Source organism: Enterobacter sp. MALB-1 (assembly GCF_041021625.1).
Taxonomy (GTDB): Bacteria; Pseudomonadota; Gammaproteobacteria; order Enterobacterales; family Enterobacteriaceae; genus Enterobacter; species Enterobacter oligotrophicus.
In genome coordinates this window covers 1-16885 of record NZ_JBDPJL010000003.1, presented here as the reverse complement: position 1 = coordinate 16885, position 16885 = coordinate 1, and the positions used below count along the sequence as shown (strand labels likewise).

The following is a 16885-nucleotide window of genomic DNA, read 5'->3' as shown; positions in this document are numbered from 1 at the left end:
TCTCTCGCATATCTTTACTGTACGAATATACAGTAAAGATATGCGCAGCCGCCCTTTTTGTCAATCTGTGACAGAGGTCTGTTTGCCTGGATTTTAACCGTATCGATCCGGCAGAACCCCACCGCCTGTCCTTTGCGGCTTTGAGCCGATCCCTCATTGTTATCCACAGGGTTGCCGGCTGGTTTTCCACCCTGTCTGTGGATAATGCGGTCATCGGCACGCTGCCAGGGTGCCGCGTCCGCCTTTCACGGGACGGGCGGTTTACCGCTCAGGCCCGGTGCCGTGGGTATTTTTCACCACGCCCTCGCTCCGCTGAGGAACGCCCTTCAAGCCGCTTTCGCGGCATAGCCTTGCCGCCATAAAAGCTGACGGCTGCGGTATTCCACGGTCGGCCTGACCCGTCGGCTTTCGCGGCGTACGGGCAGCGTGCGGCAGGGAACGGTATCGCGGTGATGCCTCCTGCTCACGCTGACTGTTGAGGAGGCGGGCGAGCCATTGCCCGAAAAACAGATGAAAAAACGCATGACCGTGAAAGCTTTTATAAACAGGCTGTCGCACTACCCCGACGACGCGCTGTGCTGCGGCACGTTCTGGCTGGCCGATGATTTTCTCTCACTGGACGGCTCGCTCACGGACGGCGACATCGATGCAGCGATGGAGCGGGCGCAGGACAGCCATGATGCGAATGACGGATTTAACTGGAGCCACCTGCAGGCGGCGATTGATGAGGTAAAACGTGTATGAATACCTGGCTGGTCGGCTTTGCCGTTGAAATCAGCGGCGTGGAAATGATGGTGCATCACATGATATCAGCAACCGGCCTGGCGCAGGCTGAATCGGGCGCGATACAGATGGGCCGGACGTGGTGGGACAGTCTGCTGCGCGAGGATGACCGTCACCGCTGGCAATATCCGGATGGCGTGGTCTGGTTTAACAGCATCATCCTGCTCGATGACGTGGAGAGCAGTATCCTGCGCGGGCTGAAGTTTCTGGATACGTGGGCAGTAACCGGCGTGACGGATACGCCCGTCCTCTGCGATGATTACGGTAATGACTGGCGGGATATCACCCGCTGACGCCTTCCTGACCGGGCGTGCAGCCCGGTTTTTTCTCCCTGTTTCAGCCGTCGCCCTCACCGGCTCCGCTTTTCTTCCGCGACCGCCGCGCGGCGCGGGGGAATGAACCTGCCACCCGCTGCCAGTGTCTCGCGTCCGGCCTGATACGGGACGGGCGGCTTTTCCGCTCAGGCCCGGCGCCGCCGGTATTTTGCGCCAGCCCCTCGCCCTTTAAGGAACGCCCTTCAAGCCGCTTTCGCGGCATATCCTTGCCGCCATAAAAGCCTGGCGGCTGCGGTATTCCACGGTCGGCCTGACCCGTGACCGGACGCGATGAACAGGCAGCGTGCGGCAGGGAACGGTATCGCGGTGATGCCTCCTGCCCCCTCTGACTACAGGAGTGCTGCCATGTCCAGATTCATTCTCGGGGACTGTACTGACGTGATGCGCGGATTTCCCGACCGCGCCGTTGACCTTATTGTGACCGATCCGCCGTACCTTGTCGGCTTTAAGGACCGTTCAGGCCGCCAGATTGCCGGCGACGTCACCGATGAATGGCTGGAGCCAGCCACCCTTGAGATGTACCGCGTGCTCAAAAAAGACGCCCTGATGGTCAGCTTCTACGGCTGGAACCGCGTGGACCGCTTTATGGCCGCGTGGAAAGCGGCGGGATTCTACGCTGTCGGCCAGATTGTTTTTACCAAAACCTATGCCTCCAACCGCCGCAGCGCGAAGGGCCGTCGCGGATTTGTGGATTACCGCCATGAAGGGGCGTACGTGCTTGCCAAGGGGCGACCGACGCCGCCTGAAAAACCGCTGCCGGACGTGCTGCCTTTCCCGTACACGGGCAACCCGCTTCACCCGACCCAGAAGCCGGTGGAGGCGCTCCAGCCGCTGATTGAGTCATTCAGCGCCCCCGGCGCGATTGTGCTCGACCCCTTTGCCGGCAGCGGCTCGACCTGCGTCGCCGCATACCGCGCCGGACGCCGCTACATCGGCATTGAAATGCTGGAACAGTACCACCGGGCCGGCACCGAACGGCTGGCCGCGATGCGCCGCGCCGTGAACACCCCGGCAGCGAACGACGACTGGCTGCCGGAGGCCGCCTGATGAACTACGACGGACACGAAGGGCTGCGGCGCGATATCGCCGGGCTGGCGAACAGTATGTGCGACCTGAAAGCCACCCTGAACGTGCTGGAAGAGAAATACCACTACCGGCATGACGGGCTGCCGGAGCGTCTGGCTGGCGTAAGCCTGCGCCGTATCAGCGTCCTGATGGACGAGGCTTTCAATATCGCCCTGTTGCTTGACGAATCATTCAGAGACTGAACCCCGGGCGGCGAGGCCGCCCCACAGCAAAGTGGAGAACAAATCATGCTGTACGGAACCCGTAAAGAGCTGAACAAAAAGCTGAAACGCATGTTTGGCAACGAAGAGCGCATTGCCCTGCTGGTCTGGACGAAGCAGGACGTGATGGCGCAGGCGGAGAATATGACGGAGGCCGAAGCCGAAGCCGTGCTTGAGCTTATCGGCCGCGCGGGAACGGGAGAGCATACCGAAGACGGCGTGTCGTTCCGCACCGTTCAGGCGCTGTATGCCGGGATTCAGGGCGATACCCCGCGCGTGAGCGTCCCCGCCGATACGCTGGCGCGTATCACGGATATTGCCGCAAGGGCTGTCAGCGGGGAAGACGCGCAGGCGTGGCCCCTTGTGCAAAAGCACTACCCGAGCGTTGCCGACGCTCAGAAAGATATTGCCTGGCTGGAAAACGAAATCGCCGCCTAACCCGTTCGCCCCGCTGAATGGCGGGGCGCTATCCGAAGGAGCAGAACAATGAGAAATGACACCCTGAACGCGCTGATACTGCGCCACGGCGACCGGATGCTACAGGATGCGGGCTGGCCGCCCTGCGTGGATATGATGCCCGTCGCGCCCGAACAGATGCCCGGCTGGCTTGTCGCCTGCGGCTCCCTCGATGCCGCGCAAATTCTGGCGCTGGTCACGCATCTTTGCCAGCCGCTGACGTATGGCCGGGCGGCGCTGCTGACCGCCAGCGCCCGGCGACTGACGGGAACACCTGCCCGGCTGTATCTGTACTCCGCGAAACGCGATACACACCCGGAACGCCTGGCCGATGCCATGACGATTCACCTGCCGTTTGCGCAGGAATGGCTGACCGCGGCGGAATGTGACGACCTGCTGGCCTTCCTCAGAGGCAGCATTGATGCGATTTGCAACATCGTCCGGGAGGACGCCCGCCGCCTCGCCGCCGCGCTCAAACCCTCCGCCACGCCGCGACTGATGGACAGGCGCTTCGGTGACTGGCGCATTCTCGCCGACGAGTACGACCACGAAAACTGGCTCGATGAGGACGACGCGGAACAGGTGGATGCCGTCCTTGACGCGGTTCTGGTGCGCGGGGCGCAGTTCTGCCCTGTGCTGCTCACCGTGGTTAACGAGCGGGAAGAAGATATTAAGGCCGCAGGCGTTATCACAGACGTGCTGCGTTTCCCCGGCGACCCCGCACGCCGCTGGCTTGATCGCCGCGTCCTGCGTGAGGTCATGAGCGAGGCCCGGGCGATGCTCGCGCAGTAAGCTTAAAAGAAGGGGAGGGAAAAACCTTCCCCGCATTCACCGGCGCGGGATGACAACATCCACTAAGGATGTCGCCGGGCGGCTCCGCGTCACCCGGCCCGCCGCGTCGGGCCTTGTGGTGATAAACGCCCTCTGCCTGCACCGTGCGCGTGCGGGCTGTGCCGTGACTCCATCTTAGCCGGGCTGTCACGAATGCAAGGGTAAAGTGAACGCGGCGGTCACCCGGTCCTTCCTTCCCGTCAGCCGTGATTTTCCGGCTGTTCGCCCGCTCAGGTTTCGCGGCCTCACCCTGCAACTCCCGTCCGCCGCGTGCGTCAGGCTGCGGCTTCCCTTGCGCCCCTGCATTCGTGACTGACCGCCCGTCTGTTATGGAGTCACGGCACCGCCCGGTGTCGCATCTCATGTAAAACCGGAGGCTCACAATGTTACGCACGCACACCTGCCCGACCGTTTCCCCCGTCGCCCGCGAGGCGCGCTTTTCCTTCCTGCCAGTCCTGTTTGGCGCGGACTACCTGACCGCCGAAGCCTGTATTTACGCCTATGCCGCAAAATACATTCGTGACTATGACGGCGGCGAGTGGACGTTTAACACCCTCCCGCAGGGGGCGGGCTATCTTGCCCCCGATGAAGACCGCGTGACGGTATTTAACCCCGATAACGGCTTTGAGGGGGAAATGTCGGGCGACGCGGCGGGGATTGTCGTCACCGCGCTGGTACTTAATCACCGGAGCTGGATGCACGACCACCACGACGAGCGGGACGCCTGTCGCCACTACATCCGCCGCTATGAGCAGCTCATGAGCATTGTGGCCACCCACCGCGAAAGCCGCGCCATTTATCGCGCCCTTGACTGATGCCGACGGGGCGCGATGCGCCCCGCCTTCTTGCGACAACAACAAATTAACCGGAGAGCATAAATGATGTACGGAACCGTGAGTGAAATCTGCATTGCGCTGCTGAAAACGCACGAAAACAACGAAAAAATCGCCGTTATCACCTGGACTGCGGAAGACGTGCGCGAGGCCGGCGCGGAATACAACCCCACCATCGCAGAAACGGCGCGAGTGCTTCAGGCTATCGGGGAGGCTGACTGCGACATCATGTATCGCTACGGCATCGGCCAGGACTTTGTTTCGGGAGAACTGCGTCAGATTGTCGCAGAGCGCGCGCCGCGTCAGATAGCCATTCCTGAAAACGAACTTCGCTTACTGCTGCCGCTGATAGAAAGGGGAATGAGCCACGTCGATGACATATCGGGTGAGGCCTGCGCCGCAGTGGAAACGCTGCAACTGGTGCTCGGTTCCCCCTCTGCGTAACCCCTTGCACCGCCCCGTGCGGGCGGTGTTATTCCGCCGCCGCCTGTTCGCGCGCGAAAACCCCTTCCGCAGGCCACGGGCCTGCCGCCAGCGGCCGCGCTGACGCGCCGCCCGCCGGCGTACGGGAGCACCGTTTCACTGGCCTTTCGGGTGTGACGATGACGGACTGCGTGGTACGGCGGATGTTCTTCCTGCGGTGGTGTTGAACGGGGATACCCATGCCGGCACCACGGGCGTCCGGGCGGGCTGTCGTGAACGGAGCCGGTAAACCGTCTCCGCCCTGACGGGCTTCCATCCCATGACGCGAGGGGCTGGCTTGCAGCAGCCGTTCCGGCTGCGCCGCCCTGTCGCGCCGTGACCTGCGCTTTATGCACCCCGGCACACTGACGCCGGGGCGTAAGGGGCACCGCCGTTTCGCGTGCCGCGCCCCGCCGCTGCGGCGGAACCCTGCTCATGTCCACCCCGGCGCCGTTCACCCGTTTACGTCCCTGTCGCCGGGGCTGAGACAAGCACAGCCGCTGTCAGCTGTCCAGGGTAAATGGCACGCGGTAAACCGCGCCCCGGACAGCTGCCATCGTCCGCGCTGGTTTACGCCCCTGCGGCGAAGGTTCTCAAACGGGTGATGGCATGACCTCCGGGAACACAGCAGCAGGTTCCCGCGAAACGTCAACACCGCGGCTCCCGAAACTCAACGGGTGATGTTCTTTAACAACCAGGAGGAAAGACGATGCAGGCTCAGGCAATGCGGACGTATCAGATTACGTTTACCGGACGGGATGAAAAGGGCGTTTTGCCCATGTTTACCCGCGTACGGGCCACCACGGGGAAAGGGGCTGTCAGGGCGTTTATCGAGCGCTACAGACCCGTCAGCGGCTGGCTTTTGGGCGACCCCGAAGACATTACCGACAAACTGAATAAGGAGGCAAAAGAAGCAGAAAGCGTGTCGCAGAAATGAAAAAAGCAGGGAAAACCCTGCTTTCTCCACGCCGTAAACGCCGCTGTAACGGTTTTACGGCTCCATTAACTACCACAAGGAGTTAACTTAATGACGGTAAGTATTGTTTCACCTTCCGCTGAGGCTGTAAAGCCCCGCCGCCACGCGCGCATCCCCCGCGCAGATATTTCTGCGCCGGATATCGATCCGGCCTTAAAGGCATTCGGGCGGCATATCGCCCGCAGCCTGCGCAAGGGGCGCGGCGTTCACATCCCCGCGATGAAAAATGCTGCCTTCGGGCAGGTGCTCCGCACGCTGGAACTGACGCGCGCATTTAACTGATGAGGTGAGCCGCTCCGCGAGGGGCGGCAACAGCCGGAAGGAGACTGATATGACACAGACCACCACACGGGCACTCAGCGCAGACGTTCAGACCCACGGCAACGCGGGCGACATCATCCCGTCCGTCCCCGTTGAGCGTATTGTCGCGCAGCGTAACCGCGGCGTGACGGCGTTTCTGGAGGGGGTTGCCCTGATACGCGAAGCACAGACCACGCTGGCGGAGGCTTCCGGGCGAAGCTGGTTTGCCGGGTTATCGCAGATCGTCGAAAGCAGCCTGTGCAGCGACCGCAGCGAACAACGAAACGCCGCCATTCGCCGGCGTATCTGCCGCATTGCCGACCGGGAAATCTGGACGCGGCTGATGAATGAAACGGGCATGTTCACGCTGATGAGCGAGGCGCAGCGCAAGCAGTGGGACACGCAGCTCTACAGCGACGACTGCCCCGAAATCACCCCGGACAATGTGATCGCCACGTTCCGGGCGCTGAATGCCAGTAAAGGGGCGACGTTTGAGCAGGGCGTTATCGACGTATTCCGCAATCTGTCATGGGACTACAAAACCAACACTCCGTGCCTGCTGGGAAAACGCATCATCATTGATGGTGTCCTGGACAACCATCGCGGACTGTACTTTTCCGTGCGCACGTATGCGCAGAGCCGGATCAACGATCTTGCCCGCCCGTTCTGGATTCTGGACGGAAAGAACGTACCGGATTTTCGCGTGTCGGAGGGGGCCGGGCTGAGCGAGTTTATCAGTCGGGGCGGGGCGAACAGCGTTGGGGACGTGTTTACCTGCGAATATTTCACCGTACGGGCATACAAAAAAGGCTCCGCGCATATCACCTTTACGCGGCCTGACCTGGTGGAGAAGGTGAACGATATCATCGCCCGGCACTATCCGGGGGCGCTGCCGCCGAAAGTCTGATGCTCTGGCGGGGGGCGTGTTCCCCCGTCACTGCCTGAACGCCCGCTGAAAACCTGCCTGCGGCGCGGTGGCAGGGCTGCGCTGTCGCGCCGCCTCGGCCACGCGTTGAGGGGCGCTGTCCTGGTTTTCAGTGCTGCATTTGAGTTTGCCTGTTTAACAGATGCAGCTTTCTGCTGCTTTCTCTCTTACACATTATCTTTCTGACGTGCCCGGCACGGCGACTCCTTCGGCTCCCGGCCGCTGCGCGTCCAGTCGTCGAGCCACACTCCGCTAACCGCGAAAAGATGCGGTAAGCTCCGCCGAACCCGCAGAGCGGTTTCGGGCCATCCGGCTAGTGTCTGAAGTCTGAAGTCTGACGTCAACGGCAGGCGTGCAGTATCCGCAGGCGGATACGCCGCCCTTTTTACGCGCCGTGACCTGCGCTTTATGCACCCCGGCAAACTGACGCCGGGGCGTAAGGGGCAACGCCGTTTCGCGTGCCGCGCCCCGACGTTGCGGCGGGTCCCTGCTCATGTCCACTTCCGCTGCCTTATCACCCGTTTCAGTCCCTGTCGCCGGGGCTGAGACAAGCACAGTCGCTGTCGGCTGTCCAGGGTAAATGGCACGCGGTAAACCGCGCCCCGGACAGCCGCCATCGCCCGCGCTGGTTTACGCCCTCGCGGCGAAGGTTCTCAAACGGGTGAAGGTCATACCACGGGGAACAAAACAGCAGGTTCCCGCAAAACGTCAACACCGCGGCTCCCGAAACTCAACGGGTGACGGTTTTTTAAAAGCAAAACAGGTTCAGAAGGAGGAGCAACATGAGCGAGGCGCTGGCGGTTTTACCCGACGACACCTTTACCCGCGAACAGGCTGAGGCCGTTGCGGCGCAGTACACCAACGTGGCAATAGAGGACGATCAGGGTTCGCATTTTCGCCTGGTTGTCCGTAAGGACGGTGAAATGGTCTGGCGCACGTGGAACTTTGAGCCGGGCGGCACGTACTGGCTCAACCGTTATATCGCGGATTACGGTATCCGCAAGCCGCAGTAAGAAAGAGGTGCCCTGCCGGAGTGGGCAACTCCGCAGGGCCGGACAATCATCAATCAGTGAGGTATTAACTATGTCAGTAACCGATGTTAAAGCAAAAGCACCCAAAAAAGCGAGCAGCAAAAAAATCACGAAGGCGCAGGAGGAAGCCCTGAAAGCCGCCCTTGAGGCCGCTGCCATCGAGTATGTTCCGCTGTCCAGTCTCGTTAAATCCCCGCTGAACGTGCGCACCATTCCGTATTCCGTGGACAGCGTTCGCGGTCTGGCTGACTCCATCGAGGCGCTCGGGCTGCTGCAGAACCTGATTGTTCACACCCTCGCGGACGGACAATCCGGCGTGGCCGCAGGTGGCCGCCGACTGACCGCTCTTAATCTGCTGGCGCAGGAAGACCGACTTGCGGCCGATCATACCGTCATGGTGAAACGCGTCTCAGACGACATTGCGGCCCTTGCCTCCATCGCTGAGAACGAGCAGCGCGCCGCCATGCATCCCGCCGAGCAAATCGCAGGTTTCCGCACATTAGCAGAACAGGGCAAAACTCCCGCGCAGACTGGCGACGCCCTCGGCTTCGGCTCCCGCCACGTGCAGCGCATGCTGAAGCTGGCAAACCTCGCCCCGTCCCTGTTGGAGAAGCTCGCGCAGGACGAACTGACCGTTGAGCAGTGTCAGGCGCTCTGTCTCGAGGACGATCCTGCCCGTCAGGTTGAGGTATTCGAAAGCGTGAAGGCCAGCTGGTCGAACGCGCCCGCACACCTGATTAAACGTGCCATTACCGAAACCGAAATGCGCACCGACAGCGCAAAATTCCGGTTTATCGGGCGCGAAGCGTACGAGGCGGCAGGGGGTTACGTCCGTGAAGATCTGTTCAGCCAGGACGAGGGCGACGGCACGGCAGACAGCGTGCTGGTTGAGCGTCTGGTGCAGGAGAAGCTGGAGCATATCGCCCTGGACATTCAGCAGCGTGAGGGCTGGGCATGGGGGCGCGGACGCGCAGCCCGCATCTGGTACCACGGCGAAGACGGTAAGGAGTTCGTGCAGCCTGTTGAACCCGATCCGGTGTACACCCCTGAGCAGCAGCAGCGTCTTGATGCGCTGCGGGAGCAGTACGACACCTTTGACAGCGTTTGCGACGAGTCGGATGCGATCGAAGCGGACATCCTCGCCATTCAGGCGGCGGCAGAAGTCAGCGCGTGGACTGACGACATGAAGTCAGGCGCGGGGGTGATGGTCAGCCTGTACGAAGGGCAGGTGTACGTGCAGCGCGGGGTGCGCCTGAAAGCGGATATGCCGGAAGAAACCGAAACCAGCAGCGTAACGGTGCCGTTCACCTCGCGCCAGCCCGACGCCGCAGAGGGGATCAGCGTTCCGCTGCTCACGAAAATGACCTCCGAACGTACGCTGGCAGTCCAGGCGGCACTGATGCAGCAGCCCGAAAAGGCGGTGGCGCTGATGGTCTGGCGCATGTGTACCTGCGTCTTCTCGGGCTGTCTGACCACGGCGCATCCGTTCCGTATCAGCCTCACCGTGTCTCACGGCAGCCTGACGGAGAACGCCCCGTCCGGTAAGGATGGCGCAGCGTTTAACATTTTGATGGCCGAAGAAGCGCGCCTGAAAGCCCTGCTGCCGGAAGGGTGGGAGAAGGACTTCACCACCTTCTTTGCCCTTGACGGCGGGGTGTTGATGTCGCTGATGGCCTTCTGCACGGCCTGTTCCGTTGACGGGGTACAGACCCGCGACATGGGGCACACCTCCCGCAGTACACTCGATACTGTCGAGGCGGCAATCGGCTTCCACCTGCGCGACTGGTGGCAGCCGACGAAGGATAACTACTTCGGCAGCCTGAAACATCCGCAGATTGTGGCCTCCCTGAAAGAGGCGGGGCTGACGGGCGCGGCGGGTGACGCACAGAAAATGAAGAAGGGCGATGCAGCAGCGCATGCGGAGCACTTTATGCAGCACACCCGCTGGGTTCCGGCATGGCTGAAAGGACCAGAGCCAGCGGCTGAATCCGGTGCTGACGACGCGGTTTCCGATACCGACAGCACTGACAGCGACACCACCAACACGGCACACGCCGCCTGATAACGGAGAGCCGCCCTTGTGTGAACAGGGCGGCAATAAGGAGATATCCATGCGCACTATTCTGACCCCTGATGTACTGAAAACGATGTCCTGTGATGAGTTTGAGGACTGGCGGGACAGCGGCGAAGACTTCCGCCGCGAACTGACCCACGCCGTCATGCGTGACCTGTCCTGCCCTGAAAACTGGGATGTGAACGGCGAGTACCGCAGCGAGTTCGGCGGCTTCTTCCCCGTGCAGGTGCGCTTTACGCCCCCGCACGGCAACTACCATATTGCCGTGTGCAGTCCGGGTGCCATCAGTCCGGCGTGGATGGTGGTGTTCGTGCCCGCCAGCGGCCGCCCGTTCTCCGTCATTCGTACCCTGAGCGGCTACCAGCCGGAGCTTGTCAGCCACACCGTCAGCCTGACGGCGCGTCTCGATGCAGACGGATACAGTCAGGCCAGCATCATCAGTATTCTGGCAGCGGAGGGCGCGGCATGATACCTGCAAACCTGTCACTGGTTCCCTTCAGCCCTGAGCGACGCGCCGCGATGGAGGCTATCGCTGAGGTTGAACGCCGGCGGTCGCGCGGCGCGGTGTCCACGATGTATCCGTATGCCAGCGCCTTTTTCCGGCGACTCACGGGCAGCACGCGCATCACTATCAGGGAAATCCATCATTTTGCGCCGGTGCTGACGGCGCGGGAGCTGCGGGGCAGCAGGGACAGCTGGCTCAGTGCCATCGATGCCCTGATTGAAAGTCGCGGGACGCGTTGCTGGCTTCCACTTCCTGTCGGTGCCGGACAGCACCTCTTTCCGGAGGTGGCCTTTCAGCAGACCGAGCGGGTTCGCTGTCAGGACGCCCTGCGGGATGAAAAATACACCCGCCAGCGGCACAAAGAACGGTGTCAGCGTGAGCGGGCGTACCAGGCGCTGGCGGGGCAGGCGGAGATTGAGCTGGCATTCCATACGCCGGAAACGGTCGGCAGCTGGAGCGCGCGCTGGTCGGGGACTGAACTGCGCCAGTACGACCTGGAGGAGATGTTCTGGCGCTGGAGCGAGCGTTTCCCGTCACTGGCGCCAATGGAGCGCTGGACGATGGAGAGTCAGCCTTTCTGGACGGTGATGGCCGAAACGGATGCGCTGGCAAGGGAAAGTCCGGGATCTGTCCGGCAGCTGGAGTGCTGGATGGTACCCAACAAGCTGACAATGCGGAGCCGGGTATGAAGTGGCGTTACTCGCTGCGCTGGAAGCGTCCCGGTCCCTGTCCCGGTGAACCTGAGCTGGCGTCAGAAGTGGTGGAGGCAGGGAAGCCCGCCCCTGAGTCCGTAATGTCACTGTGGGTGGCAGGAGGCGGATATGCCGTCTGCGTTGATTTTCTGTGTGAACGGCCGATCAGGCGCTGGAGCGACGAGCGAAAGGCGGCCACGCGTCGGCAGAATCTGGCGCGTCGTGTTAACAGGAGCGCGCCGCTGTTTGCTGATGAGCTGATTGAGCGGGAACTGACGGCACGGCCTGACTATTTTCGGGGAAAGTCGCCTCGATGAGTCTGATATCATGATGCCGTGCCCTCCGCTGCCAGAATGGTGCTGGTCTGGTTAATGAACTGGCAGGCATCACCGATACTGCAAGCTACGGGCGTCATCCCTGACGGGACTCGGCTGTCGTGAACGGAGCCGGTAAACCGTCTCCGCCCTTCGGGCGTCCATCCTGACGCAACGTCAACACCACGGCTTGCTCCGACCGTTCCGGTCAGGCCGCCTTCACCCTGTCGGCAGTTTTACTGCCGACAGTCCTGTGACGCCACGCCGTTCCGCCGTGTCGGGTGTGTTCATCCTCTCCCCGTACTTCTGGCGAGCCCTCTCCCGTTAAGTCCCCGGGCGGAGGGCTTGTCGTAGCACCGTCGTGTCGTCATCCGAAGGGTGAAATGCACTCCGCCAAAACTTTTTGCGAAGGACCGCAAAAACTTTTGTCTCCGCCCTTCTCCTGCCGCCCCGCCGTTGCTCCTTTGCCCTTTGCCGCCAGGGAACTCACCGAGAGATGGATTAACCACCAGACAGGAGGAAAAGCAGGATGAACACACAGAACGTCAACGTCAAAACCGCCACCAAAGAATCTTCCGAAAGATGGGTGAAAACCTCGTCCCTGCGTACTGATGGCTTTGTGCGCAATATCCATTCCCGTAACCCGTTCGATGTTATTCGCGCGGACGTGGTGCTGGCCCGTATGGAAATTCAGGCTAACCGGGGGTGTGGCCTGCACTACGAGATTTATGAGTCCCGTCTGCTGGGTATGGCTGTGCATTACCTGGCAGAACTGCCACTGAAAGACCGTCCTGTATTTATCGGCACAGCGGCAAAAAGAGGCTACATGCTGACACTGGCGGAGGAAGAACGTGCACAGGGGGAATGTGACGATCTGATGAACGAACTGGCGGCAGATTACTGATTATTTAATCGGCTGGCGGCATCCCCTGCCGCCAGCAACAACGGAGAAACATCATGAGCAACGGTAACACGAAAAGCACATCCAGCTTCGACGCATGGGAGAAAAGCGCGCTCAGCGAGCTTGATACCCTGCAAAACCACGTCAGCAAAGCCCTGTTGAAGTACCAGAGCAATACGGACAAAACGGCGCTGGGCGAGTCTGTAAACCGCTATATGGGCGAACTCAGAACTGCTGTCACGCGCATCCTGAAGGCCACGCCAGCCATTCAGCAGAAAGTCGACGAGGTTGCTGACATGCTGCACCTGATGGCGCATTTTTCCGGCATCACGTTCGACGAATAACCACCACGACACATAACCGCCATTAACCAGAAGGAGATAAGCCATGCACTTAAATCTGACCGAATCCTGCGCCGAAGCGGGTATTTACGCGACCAGTGAGGCCGAGCGCGAATACTGGCTGAGCCGCGAAACGTCATATCTGACCGCACCCGTCGAAATCGACGTGCACGCCTTCCATGATGCGCTGGGGCTGATGTACCCGATGAACTGGCGCAGCAGTCAGAACGGCGAGTGTGAAACCTTCATGCTGGCGGAAATGGTCTGCGGCAATGTGACCGAAATCTACGCGCGGATCGGTATCCGTTATTACAGGATGCGCGACTACAGCAACCTTGACCACGCGGAGATCCTGGCACGCGTTAAGGAGGGAGAGCAGCGCCAGAAATGAAAAAGGCAGACTTTCGTCTGCCATATCCCGCCGGATTTATTCGCCTTCAACGATAAATCCGGCCTTCACCAAAAGGAACAAACCCATGCAATTCAGTGAAGTTTCAATTGTTACACCGACCGCCCTGTATGTCCAGATGCTTGAGGCGGAAAACGCACCCGTAAAAAAACAGGTGCGTATTAAACGCAGTGATATCGACCGTGACGACATCAGCGCCGAAATGCGGGCGCTGGGCCGTCACATAGCGCACTGCCGGAAGAAGGGGCGCGCCGTTCGTATTCCTGCCATGCGCGGGGGTGAGTGGGGGCAGGTGTTACGCACGCTCGAACTGAAGCGGGCATTTAGCTGACGGAGGAGCCGCTCCTTACGGGGCGGCATTTAAGGAGGAACTATGTCTCAACTCAGTTTTGCCCGCTTTTTTGACCAGACGAAAGAGGCCGCACCAGTAACACCCGCTAAACCCGTATTGCCCGCCGTGAACGCGCGTCCGATACCGCGCCGGATGATGACAATCGACCAGGCCCGCCGCCAGTTTATCAGCGTGTTCAGGGATACCGCCCGCAGCCTGCGTCGCTGGGAGGTGTTCAGCGACTTTATTACGCTGGCCGCCAGCGAGCTGGATATGGCGCGAATAAGAACGCCGGAGAATATTGAGCAGAGCCGCAAAATCTGCGCGAAGTACAGCGAGAGCGATATCAGCAACCTGCATACGCTTTTCTGCCTGATGATCTGCGCGCTGGAGGCGAAATTTCACGACTTTCTCGGCGCGATCTTCATGGAGCTTGAACTGGGCGATGACCGGAACGGGCAGTATTTCACGCCGTATCACGTTCAGTCACTGCTGGCGAGGCTGCTGATGCCGGACGTCGACGAAACGATACGCCGTGAGGGATTTGTGACCGTCAGCGATCCGGCAAGCGGTGCGGCGGGAATGATTGTGGCGTATGCGGAATATCTGCTGGAGGCGGGCTATAACCCGTCTGAGCATATGTTCGGTAGCTGCATCGATATCGATCCTGTTGCGGCCGATATGGCGTTTATTCAGCTTTCCCTTCTGGGTATTCCTGCCGAGGTGGTGACGGGCAATACGCTGACGATGCAGCTTAACAGGGTTCGCTATACGCCCGTGTACTATATCAACAACTTTGAAAAACGCCTGGAAGATCAGCGCCGGGTGAGTGCCATGCGCGAATTTTTGCGCGGGCTGAATAAAGCCGCATAGCCAGCCTGAAGGGCAGAGGATTATCCTGCCTTTCGTGGCATCAAAGGCCGCGCGCCTGCGGCGCAGAATAAGCAGGCTGCGCTGACGCGCTGCCTGCTTATTCCGGCGCGAGGTTGTCTGAAGTTCCTGTCTTTTGGTTAGCTGATTACTATTCTTCATTCTCCTGCTTGCGATGGTCTTTATTATTCTGTCGCTGATATGGATATTATCCTTTCTTTTCCGGGCGTCGTCCCTGAAGGGACACGGCTGTCGTGAACGGAGCCGGTAAACCGTCTCCCCCTTCGGGCATCCATCCTGACGCAAATTCAAATTAACGCTTGCTGCATCCAGAATGGATGCGCCGCTTTCACCGTGGCGGTAATAAATTACCTCCACTCTGAAGCCCGTAACGGTAATTCGTCTTACGCCGATTTTCCGTTACGGGATGTGTGCATTCTCCTGGTGTGACTGTCGCCCGATTTCATCAGTTCGCGGAGGGCTGCTTTTAGCATCAGCCAGTAAGGAAATAAAGGGGTATATAAACGCTGCGCGCCCCTTTATTTCCTTACTGTCAGCTGCTCATTGCCCTTCGCCGCTCAGTGATGAAGTCGAACGATGTAATAACCCAATGAGGAGAAAACCAGAATGCACACATTAAACGTCAAAACCGCCACTCGTGAATCAGCCGAACAATTTAAAGTTGATAAACGCCAGCGCTACTCTGTTACAGATGGTGATGAACGTCTGGATTTTATTCCTGCGCTCTTTTTTACGCCTTCTGCTGATAACATGATTGCCAGCTGGTTACGTCAGCATTCAGATTATGATGGTGGTTTCTGGCGTTACTGGATTATTCCGCAGGGCACCGGAGGAAACGTGGCTCCGAACTGTGTCAGATTCACAACCGCGCAAACAGGATATATCGCACCGGAAGGTGAACAGCGCTATAACATGGTTATTCCCGGTAATTACTTTAAAGCAGAGGTCAGTGCCGATGCTGCCGGAATTATTGCTACACTGATGATCATGAACTGGTTGTCCTGGCAGGTTGCAGATATGGGGCCTGAATATTCGAAAGTCTGTAAACACCTCGTCGCTCGTCAGGATGCACTGAAAGACTACATCAGTATCATAAAACACCCTGAAGCAGGTTTAATTTATCGGGCTATTGATTGAAGACATAAATACTGGATGAATAAAAAGACCTCCTGTTGAGGTCTTTTTACTGTTTTGCAAGAGTCTGCGCTGCATTTTTATTATTCTTTATCGCCCGATATGTTGCCTCAATTTTTCTGGCATAGACATATCTTCTCTGCGCCTGTTCTTCTGTTTTCCTGAAACCTGCATTATAAGCGCCCACGGCCTGCCAGCTGACTCCCCACTTTTTGAATGCAATTGCAAGATAGTAAGCCCCGGTGTAGATATTCATACACGGATCGGAAATAAGGTGCTCCGGTTTTATTCCATAACGAGCCAGTTCGTTAAAGTGCTGGGAGTCCACCTGCATAAGTCCGGAGCCAAAACCCGAAACAGGATTGTAGCCTTTTACGTCTGTGCGGAAGTTCGATTCATTCCAGGAGATTGCCCGAAGCAGATCCGGATCTATATGATAATCCCTTCCTGCCAGATCAAAACAATCAGCAGCGTTCAACATTCCAGAAAAAGCCAGCGTTAAAAACGTAAGAGCAATCCGTTTCATTTCTTCCCTCCGGGCACCATGCCGGAAATACGTTAACCCATCCCATACCCAGACTCAACTAATATGCACTCCTCACCACCAAAAGCACCACACCCCACGCAAAATTAAAATTTTGCTGATTGGCTCTTTAAATCATGCAGTTAGAGAAAAAGTAATGTGAAATAATTTATTTTAATGTGTGTAAACAACTCGGTAGTGAGTTTTATTCGACTCGTTAAAAACTCTACTCAGCGTCATTTGTGACTATTTTTAATAAATCCATTGAGTTATGACTACGGCGAGTCTATATTCGAGTCGTAAATTTTTACAGTGTGTGTCGGCATGCAAGTCGTCTGTTTCCTGGCAGAGAGTCTGTGCCGAGTCGTGCATTTTTAGCTTTTCAAAATATTCTGTTGTACAGAAGTTTTGGAAATATAAATAAGGAGAAAATTATGGCCAGAGTCCAGGTCTATGTAAGCGATGAAGTTTCAGAGAAAATAAGAGTAATCGCTGAAAAACGTCGCGCTGAAGGAGCGAGAGATAAAGATGTAAGTTTTTCAAGCATTGCAT

General features: G+C 58.8%; 23 protein-coding genes and 5 pseudogenes. 24 read left to right on the top strand and 4 right to left on the bottom strand.

Annotated features, from left to right (window positions below; genetic code table 11):
- Window positions 1-510: 510 nt before the first annotated feature.
- The 7 genes and pseudogenes from ABGB15_RS21960 to ABGB15_RS21930 all read left to right on the top strand — a co-directional run.
- Window positions 511-744 (top strand): annotated as a pseudogene (locus tag ABGB15_RS21960) (hypothetical protein); the annotation flags it as partial.
- Window positions 741-1076, top strand: a complete 336-nt coding sequence (locus tag ABGB15_RS21955) for a hypothetical protein (protein WP_369064367.1) — start codon at window positions 741-743, stop codon at window positions 1074-1076. The pseudogene ABGB15_RS21960 and the gene ABGB15_RS21955, both read left to right, overlap by 4 nt.
- Window positions 1077-1270: 194 nt before the next feature.
- Window positions 1271-1392, top strand: a pseudogene (locus ABGB15_RS21950) (hypothetical protein); the annotation flags it as partial.
- A 71-nt stretch (window positions 1393-1463) separates the two neighbouring features.
- Complete coding sequence (locus ABGB15_RS21945; RefSeq protein ID WP_261659424.1) at window positions 1464-2165, top strand: DNA methylase; 702 nt, start codon at window positions 1464-1466, stop codon at window positions 2163-2165.
- Window positions 2165-2386 carry a hypothetical protein gene (locus ABGB15_RS21940; RefSeq protein WP_280030461.1) on the top strand — a complete coding sequence of 74 codons (222 nt, stop codon included), beginning with the start codon at window positions 2165-2167 and terminating at the stop codon, window positions 2384-2386. Before ABGB15_RS21945 ends, ABGB15_RS21940 begins: the two co-directional genes overlap by 1 nt.
- A gap of 45 nt (window positions 2387-2431) precedes the next feature.
- Complete coding sequence (locus ABGB15_RS21935; protein WP_369064366.1) at window positions 2432-2842, top strand: DUF1380 family protein; 411 nt, start codon at window positions 2432-2434, stop codon at window positions 2840-2842.
- A 48-nt stretch (window positions 2843-2890) separates the two neighbouring features.
- Window positions 2891-3652 carry a hypothetical protein gene (locus tag ABGB15_RS21930; protein ID WP_369064365.1) on the top strand — a complete coding sequence of 254 codons (762 nt, stop codon included), beginning with the start codon at window positions 2891-2893 and terminating at the stop codon, window positions 3650-3652.
- Between the two features lie 89 nt (window positions 3653-3741).
- Here the strand turns inward: ABGB15_RS21930 and ABGB15_RS21925 are convergent.
- Window positions 3742-3947: pseudogene (locus ABGB15_RS21925) on the bottom strand (hypothetical protein).
- A gap of 127 nt (window positions 3948-4074) precedes the next feature.
- Here ABGB15_RS21925 and ABGB15_RS21920 point away from each other — a divergent pair.
- Together ABGB15_RS21920 and ABGB15_RS21915 are read left to right on the top strand one after the other, a co-directional pair.
- Complete coding sequence (locus ABGB15_RS21920) at window positions 4075-4506, top strand: antirestriction protein (protein WP_280030464.1); 432 nt, start codon at window positions 4075-4077, stop codon at window positions 4504-4506.
- 63 nt (window positions 4507-4569) lie between these two features.
- Window positions 4570-4968 carry a hypothetical protein gene (locus ABGB15_RS21915; RefSeq protein WP_369064364.1) on the top strand — a complete coding sequence of 133 codons (399 nt, stop codon included), beginning with the start codon at window positions 4570-4572 and terminating at the stop codon, window positions 4966-4968.
- A 239-nt stretch (window positions 4969-5207) separates the two neighbouring features.
- On the opposite strand, the pseudogene ABGB15_RS21910 reads toward ABGB15_RS21915, so the two are convergent.
- A pseudogene (locus ABGB15_RS21910) lies at window positions 5208-5423 on the bottom strand (hypothetical protein); the annotation flags it as partial.
- Between the two features lie 272 nt (window positions 5424-5695).
- Between ABGB15_RS21910 and ABGB15_RS21905 the strand changes: the two are divergent.
- The 3 genes from ABGB15_RS21905 to ABGB15_RS21895 all read left to right on the top strand — a co-directional run bounded on the left by ABGB15_RS21905 (window position 5696) and on the right by ABGB15_RS21895 (window position 7169).
- A complete protein-coding gene (locus ABGB15_RS21905) occupies window positions 5696-5923 on the top strand; it encodes a hypothetical protein (protein WP_280030467.1) in 228 nt (75 codons plus the stop codon).
- 90 nt (window positions 5924-6013) lie between these two features.
- Window positions 6014-6244, top strand: coding sequence for a hypothetical protein (locus tag ABGB15_RS21900; protein WP_162475250.1), 231 nt, complete (start codon window positions 6014-6016; stop codon window positions 6242-6244).
- 49 nt (window positions 6245-6293) lie between these two features.
- Window positions 6294-7169, top strand: a complete 876-nt coding sequence (locus tag ABGB15_RS21895; RefSeq protein WP_369064363.1) for a DUF4942 domain-containing protein — start codon at window positions 6294-6296, stop codon at window positions 7167-7169.
- 407 nt (window positions 7170-7576) lie between these two features.
- Here the strand turns inward: ABGB15_RS21895 and ABGB15_RS21890 are convergent.
- A pseudogene (locus tag ABGB15_RS21890) lies at window positions 7577-7682 on the bottom strand (hypothetical protein); the annotation flags it as partial.
- Window positions 7683-7969: 287 nt separating this feature from the next.
- On the opposite strand from ABGB15_RS21890, the gene ABGB15_RS21885 reads away from it, so the two are divergent.
- The 11 genes from ABGB15_RS21885 (at window position 7970) to ABGB15_RS21835 (ending at window position 15813) form a co-directional block, all read left to right on the top strand.
- Window positions 7970-8200 (top strand): DUF905 domain-containing protein, encoded by a 231-nt coding sequence (locus tag ABGB15_RS21885; protein WP_059446943.1) that lies wholly within the window; start codon window positions 7970-7972, stop codon window positions 8198-8200.
- Window positions 8201-8270: 70 nt separating this feature from the next.
- Window positions 8271-10280, top strand: a complete 2010-nt coding sequence (locus tag ABGB15_RS21880; protein WP_369064362.1) for a ParB/RepB/Spo0J family partition protein — start codon at window positions 8271-8273, stop codon at window positions 10278-10280.
- 49 nt (window positions 10281-10329) lie between these two features.
- Window positions 10330-10761, top strand: coding sequence for a conjugation system SOS inhibitor PsiB (gene psiB, locus ABGB15_RS21875; protein WP_086551386.1), 432 nt, complete (start codon window positions 10330-10332; stop codon window positions 10759-10761).
- The gene (locus ABGB15_RS21870) at window positions 10758-11486 is read left to right on the top strand and encodes a plasmid SOS inhibition protein A (RefSeq protein WP_369064361.1); all 729 of its coding nucleotides are present in this window, start codon (window positions 10758-10760) and stop codon (window positions 11484-11486) included. The genes psiB and ABGB15_RS21870 overlap by 4 nt, the downstream gene beginning before the upstream one ends.
- Window positions 11483-11806, top strand: coding sequence for a theronine dehydrogenase (locus tag ABGB15_RS21865; protein ID WP_369064360.1), 324 nt, complete (start codon window positions 11483-11485; stop codon window positions 11804-11806). Before ABGB15_RS21870 ends, ABGB15_RS21865 begins: the two co-directional genes overlap by 4 nt.
- 526 nt (window positions 11807-12332) lie before the next feature.
- The gene (locus ABGB15_RS21860; RefSeq protein WP_369064359.1) at window positions 12333-12707 is read left to right on the top strand and encodes a hypothetical protein; all 375 of its coding nucleotides are present in this window, start codon (window positions 12333-12335) and stop codon (window positions 12705-12707) included.
- Window positions 12708-12760: 53 nt separating this feature from the next.
- Complete coding sequence (locus ABGB15_RS21855; protein ID WP_369064358.1) at window positions 12761-13048, top strand: hypothetical protein; 288 nt, start codon at window positions 12761-12763, stop codon at window positions 13046-13048.
- A 43-nt stretch (window positions 13049-13091) separates the two neighbouring features.
- On the top strand, window positions 13092-13436 hold the full coding sequence (locus ABGB15_RS21850) for a hypothetical protein (RefSeq protein WP_369064357.1): 345 nt from the start codon (window positions 13092-13094) through the stop codon (window positions 13434-13436).
- Between the two features lie 85 nt (window positions 13437-13521).
- A complete protein-coding gene (locus ABGB15_RS21845) occupies window positions 13522-13785 on the top strand; it encodes a hypothetical protein (RefSeq protein ID WP_369064356.1) in 264 nt (87 codons plus the stop codon).
- Between the two features lie 42 nt (window positions 13786-13827).
- Window positions 13828-14658 (top strand): N-6 DNA methylase, encoded by an 831-nt coding sequence (locus ABGB15_RS21840; RefSeq protein ID WP_369064355.1) that lies wholly within the window; start codon window positions 13828-13830, stop codon window positions 14656-14658.
- 624 nt (window positions 14659-15282) lie between these two features.
- Window positions 15283-15813, top strand: a complete 531-nt coding sequence (locus ABGB15_RS21835; RefSeq protein WP_369064354.1) for an antirestriction protein — start codon at window positions 15283-15285, stop codon at window positions 15811-15813.
- Window positions 15814-15859: 46 nt separating this feature from the next.
- On the opposite strand, the gene ABGB15_RS21830 is transcribed toward ABGB15_RS21835, so the two are convergent.
- Window positions 15860-16336: a transglycosylase SLT domain-containing protein gene (locus ABGB15_RS21830; RefSeq protein WP_045911933.1), complete on the bottom strand. Its 477-nt coding sequence runs from the start codon at window positions 16334-16336 to the stop codon at window positions 15860-15862.
- Window positions 16337-16749: 413 nt separating this feature from the next.
- On the opposite strand from ABGB15_RS21830, the gene ABGB15_RS21825 reads away from it, so the two are divergent.
- Window positions 16750-16885, top strand: a 136-nt coding sequence (locus ABGB15_RS21825; RefSeq protein WP_369064394.1) for a relaxosome protein TraM, incomplete at its 3' end; no start/stop codon positions are given.

What these genes read in the sequence shown, in the direction of transcription:
- ABGB15_RS21850 (WP_369064357.1), top strand. Translation starts at nt 13,092, where the DNA reads ATGCACTTAAATCTGACCGAATCCTGCGCCGAAGCGGGTATTTACGCG.
- ABGB15_RS21920 (WP_280030464.1), top strand. Translation starts at nt 4,075, where the DNA reads ATGTTACGCACGCACACCTGCCCGACCGTTTCCCCCGTCGCCCGCGAG.
- ABGB15_RS21905 (WP_280030467.1), top strand. Translation starts at nt 5,696, where the DNA reads ATGCAGGCTCAGGCAATGCGGACGTATCAGATTACGTTTACCGGACGG.
- ABGB15_RS21930 (WP_369064365.1), top strand. Translation starts at nt 2,891, where the DNA reads ATGAGAAATGACACCCTGAACGCGCTGATACTGCGCCACGGCGACCGG.
- ABGB15_RS21870 (WP_369064361.1), top strand. Translation starts at nt 10,758, where the DNA reads ATGATACCTGCAAACCTGTCACTGGTTCCCTTCAGCCCTGAGCGACGC.
- ABGB15_RS21845 (WP_369064356.1), top strand. Translation starts at nt 13,522, where the DNA reads ATGCAATTCAGTGAAGTTTCAATTGTTACACCGACCGCCCTGTATGTC.
- ABGB15_RS21915 (WP_369064364.1), top strand. Translation starts at nt 4,570, where the DNA reads ATGATGTACGGAACCGTGAGTGAAATCTGCATTGCGCTGCTGAAAACG.
- ABGB15_RS21935 (WP_369064366.1), top strand. Translation starts at nt 2,432, where the DNA reads ATGCTGTACGGAACCCGTAAAGAGCTGAACAAAAAGCTGAAACGCATG.
- psiB (WP_086551386.1), top strand. Translation starts at nt 10,330, where the DNA reads ATGCGCACTATTCTGACCCCTGATGTACTGAAAACGATGTCCTGTGAT.
- ABGB15_RS21835 (WP_369064354.1), top strand. Translation starts at nt 15,283, where the DNA reads ATGCACACATTAAACGTCAAAACCGCCACTCGTGAATCAGCCGAACAA.
- ABGB15_RS21945 (WP_261659424.1), top strand. Translation starts at nt 1,464, where the DNA reads ATGTCCAGATTCATTCTCGGGGACTGTACTGACGTGATGCGCGGATTT.
- ABGB15_RS21830 (WP_045911933.1), bottom strand. Translation starts at nt 16,336, where the DNA reads ATGAAACGGATTGCTCTTACGTTTTTAACGCTGGCTTTTTCTGGAATG.
- ABGB15_RS21940 (WP_280030461.1), top strand. Translation starts at nt 2,165, where the DNA reads ATGAACTACGACGGACACGAAGGGCTGCGGCGCGATATCGCCGGGCTG.
- ABGB15_RS21855 (WP_369064358.1), top strand. Translation starts at nt 12,761, where the DNA reads ATGAGCAACGGTAACACGAAAAGCACATCCAGCTTCGACGCATGGGAG.
- ABGB15_RS21860 (WP_369064359.1), top strand. Translation starts at nt 12,333, where the DNA reads ATGAACACACAGAACGTCAACGTCAAAACCGCCACCAAAGAATCTTCC.
- ABGB15_RS21895 (WP_369064363.1), top strand. Translation starts at nt 6,294, where the DNA reads ATGACACAGACCACCACACGGGCACTCAGCGCAGACGTTCAGACCCAC.
- ABGB15_RS21885 (WP_059446943.1), top strand. Translation starts at nt 7,970, where the DNA reads ATGAGCGAGGCGCTGGCGGTTTTACCCGACGACACCTTTACCCGCGAA.
- ABGB15_RS21865 (WP_369064360.1), top strand. Translation starts at nt 11,483, where the DNA reads ATGAAGTGGCGTTACTCGCTGCGCTGGAAGCGTCCCGGTCCCTGTCCC.
- ABGB15_RS21840 (WP_369064355.1), top strand. Translation starts at nt 13,828, where the DNA reads ATGTCTCAACTCAGTTTTGCCCGCTTTTTTGACCAGACGAAAGAGGCC.
- ABGB15_RS21955 (WP_369064367.1), top strand. Translation starts at nt 741, where the DNA reads ATGAATACCTGGCTGGTCGGCTTTGCCGTTGAAATCAGCGGCGTGGAA.
- ABGB15_RS21880 (WP_369064362.1), top strand. Translation starts at nt 8,271, where the DNA reads ATGTCAGTAACCGATGTTAAAGCAAAAGCACCCAAAAAAGCGAGCAGC.
- ABGB15_RS21900 (WP_162475250.1), top strand. Translation starts at nt 6,014, where the DNA reads ATGACGGTAAGTATTGTTTCACCTTCCGCTGAGGCTGTAAAGCCCCGC.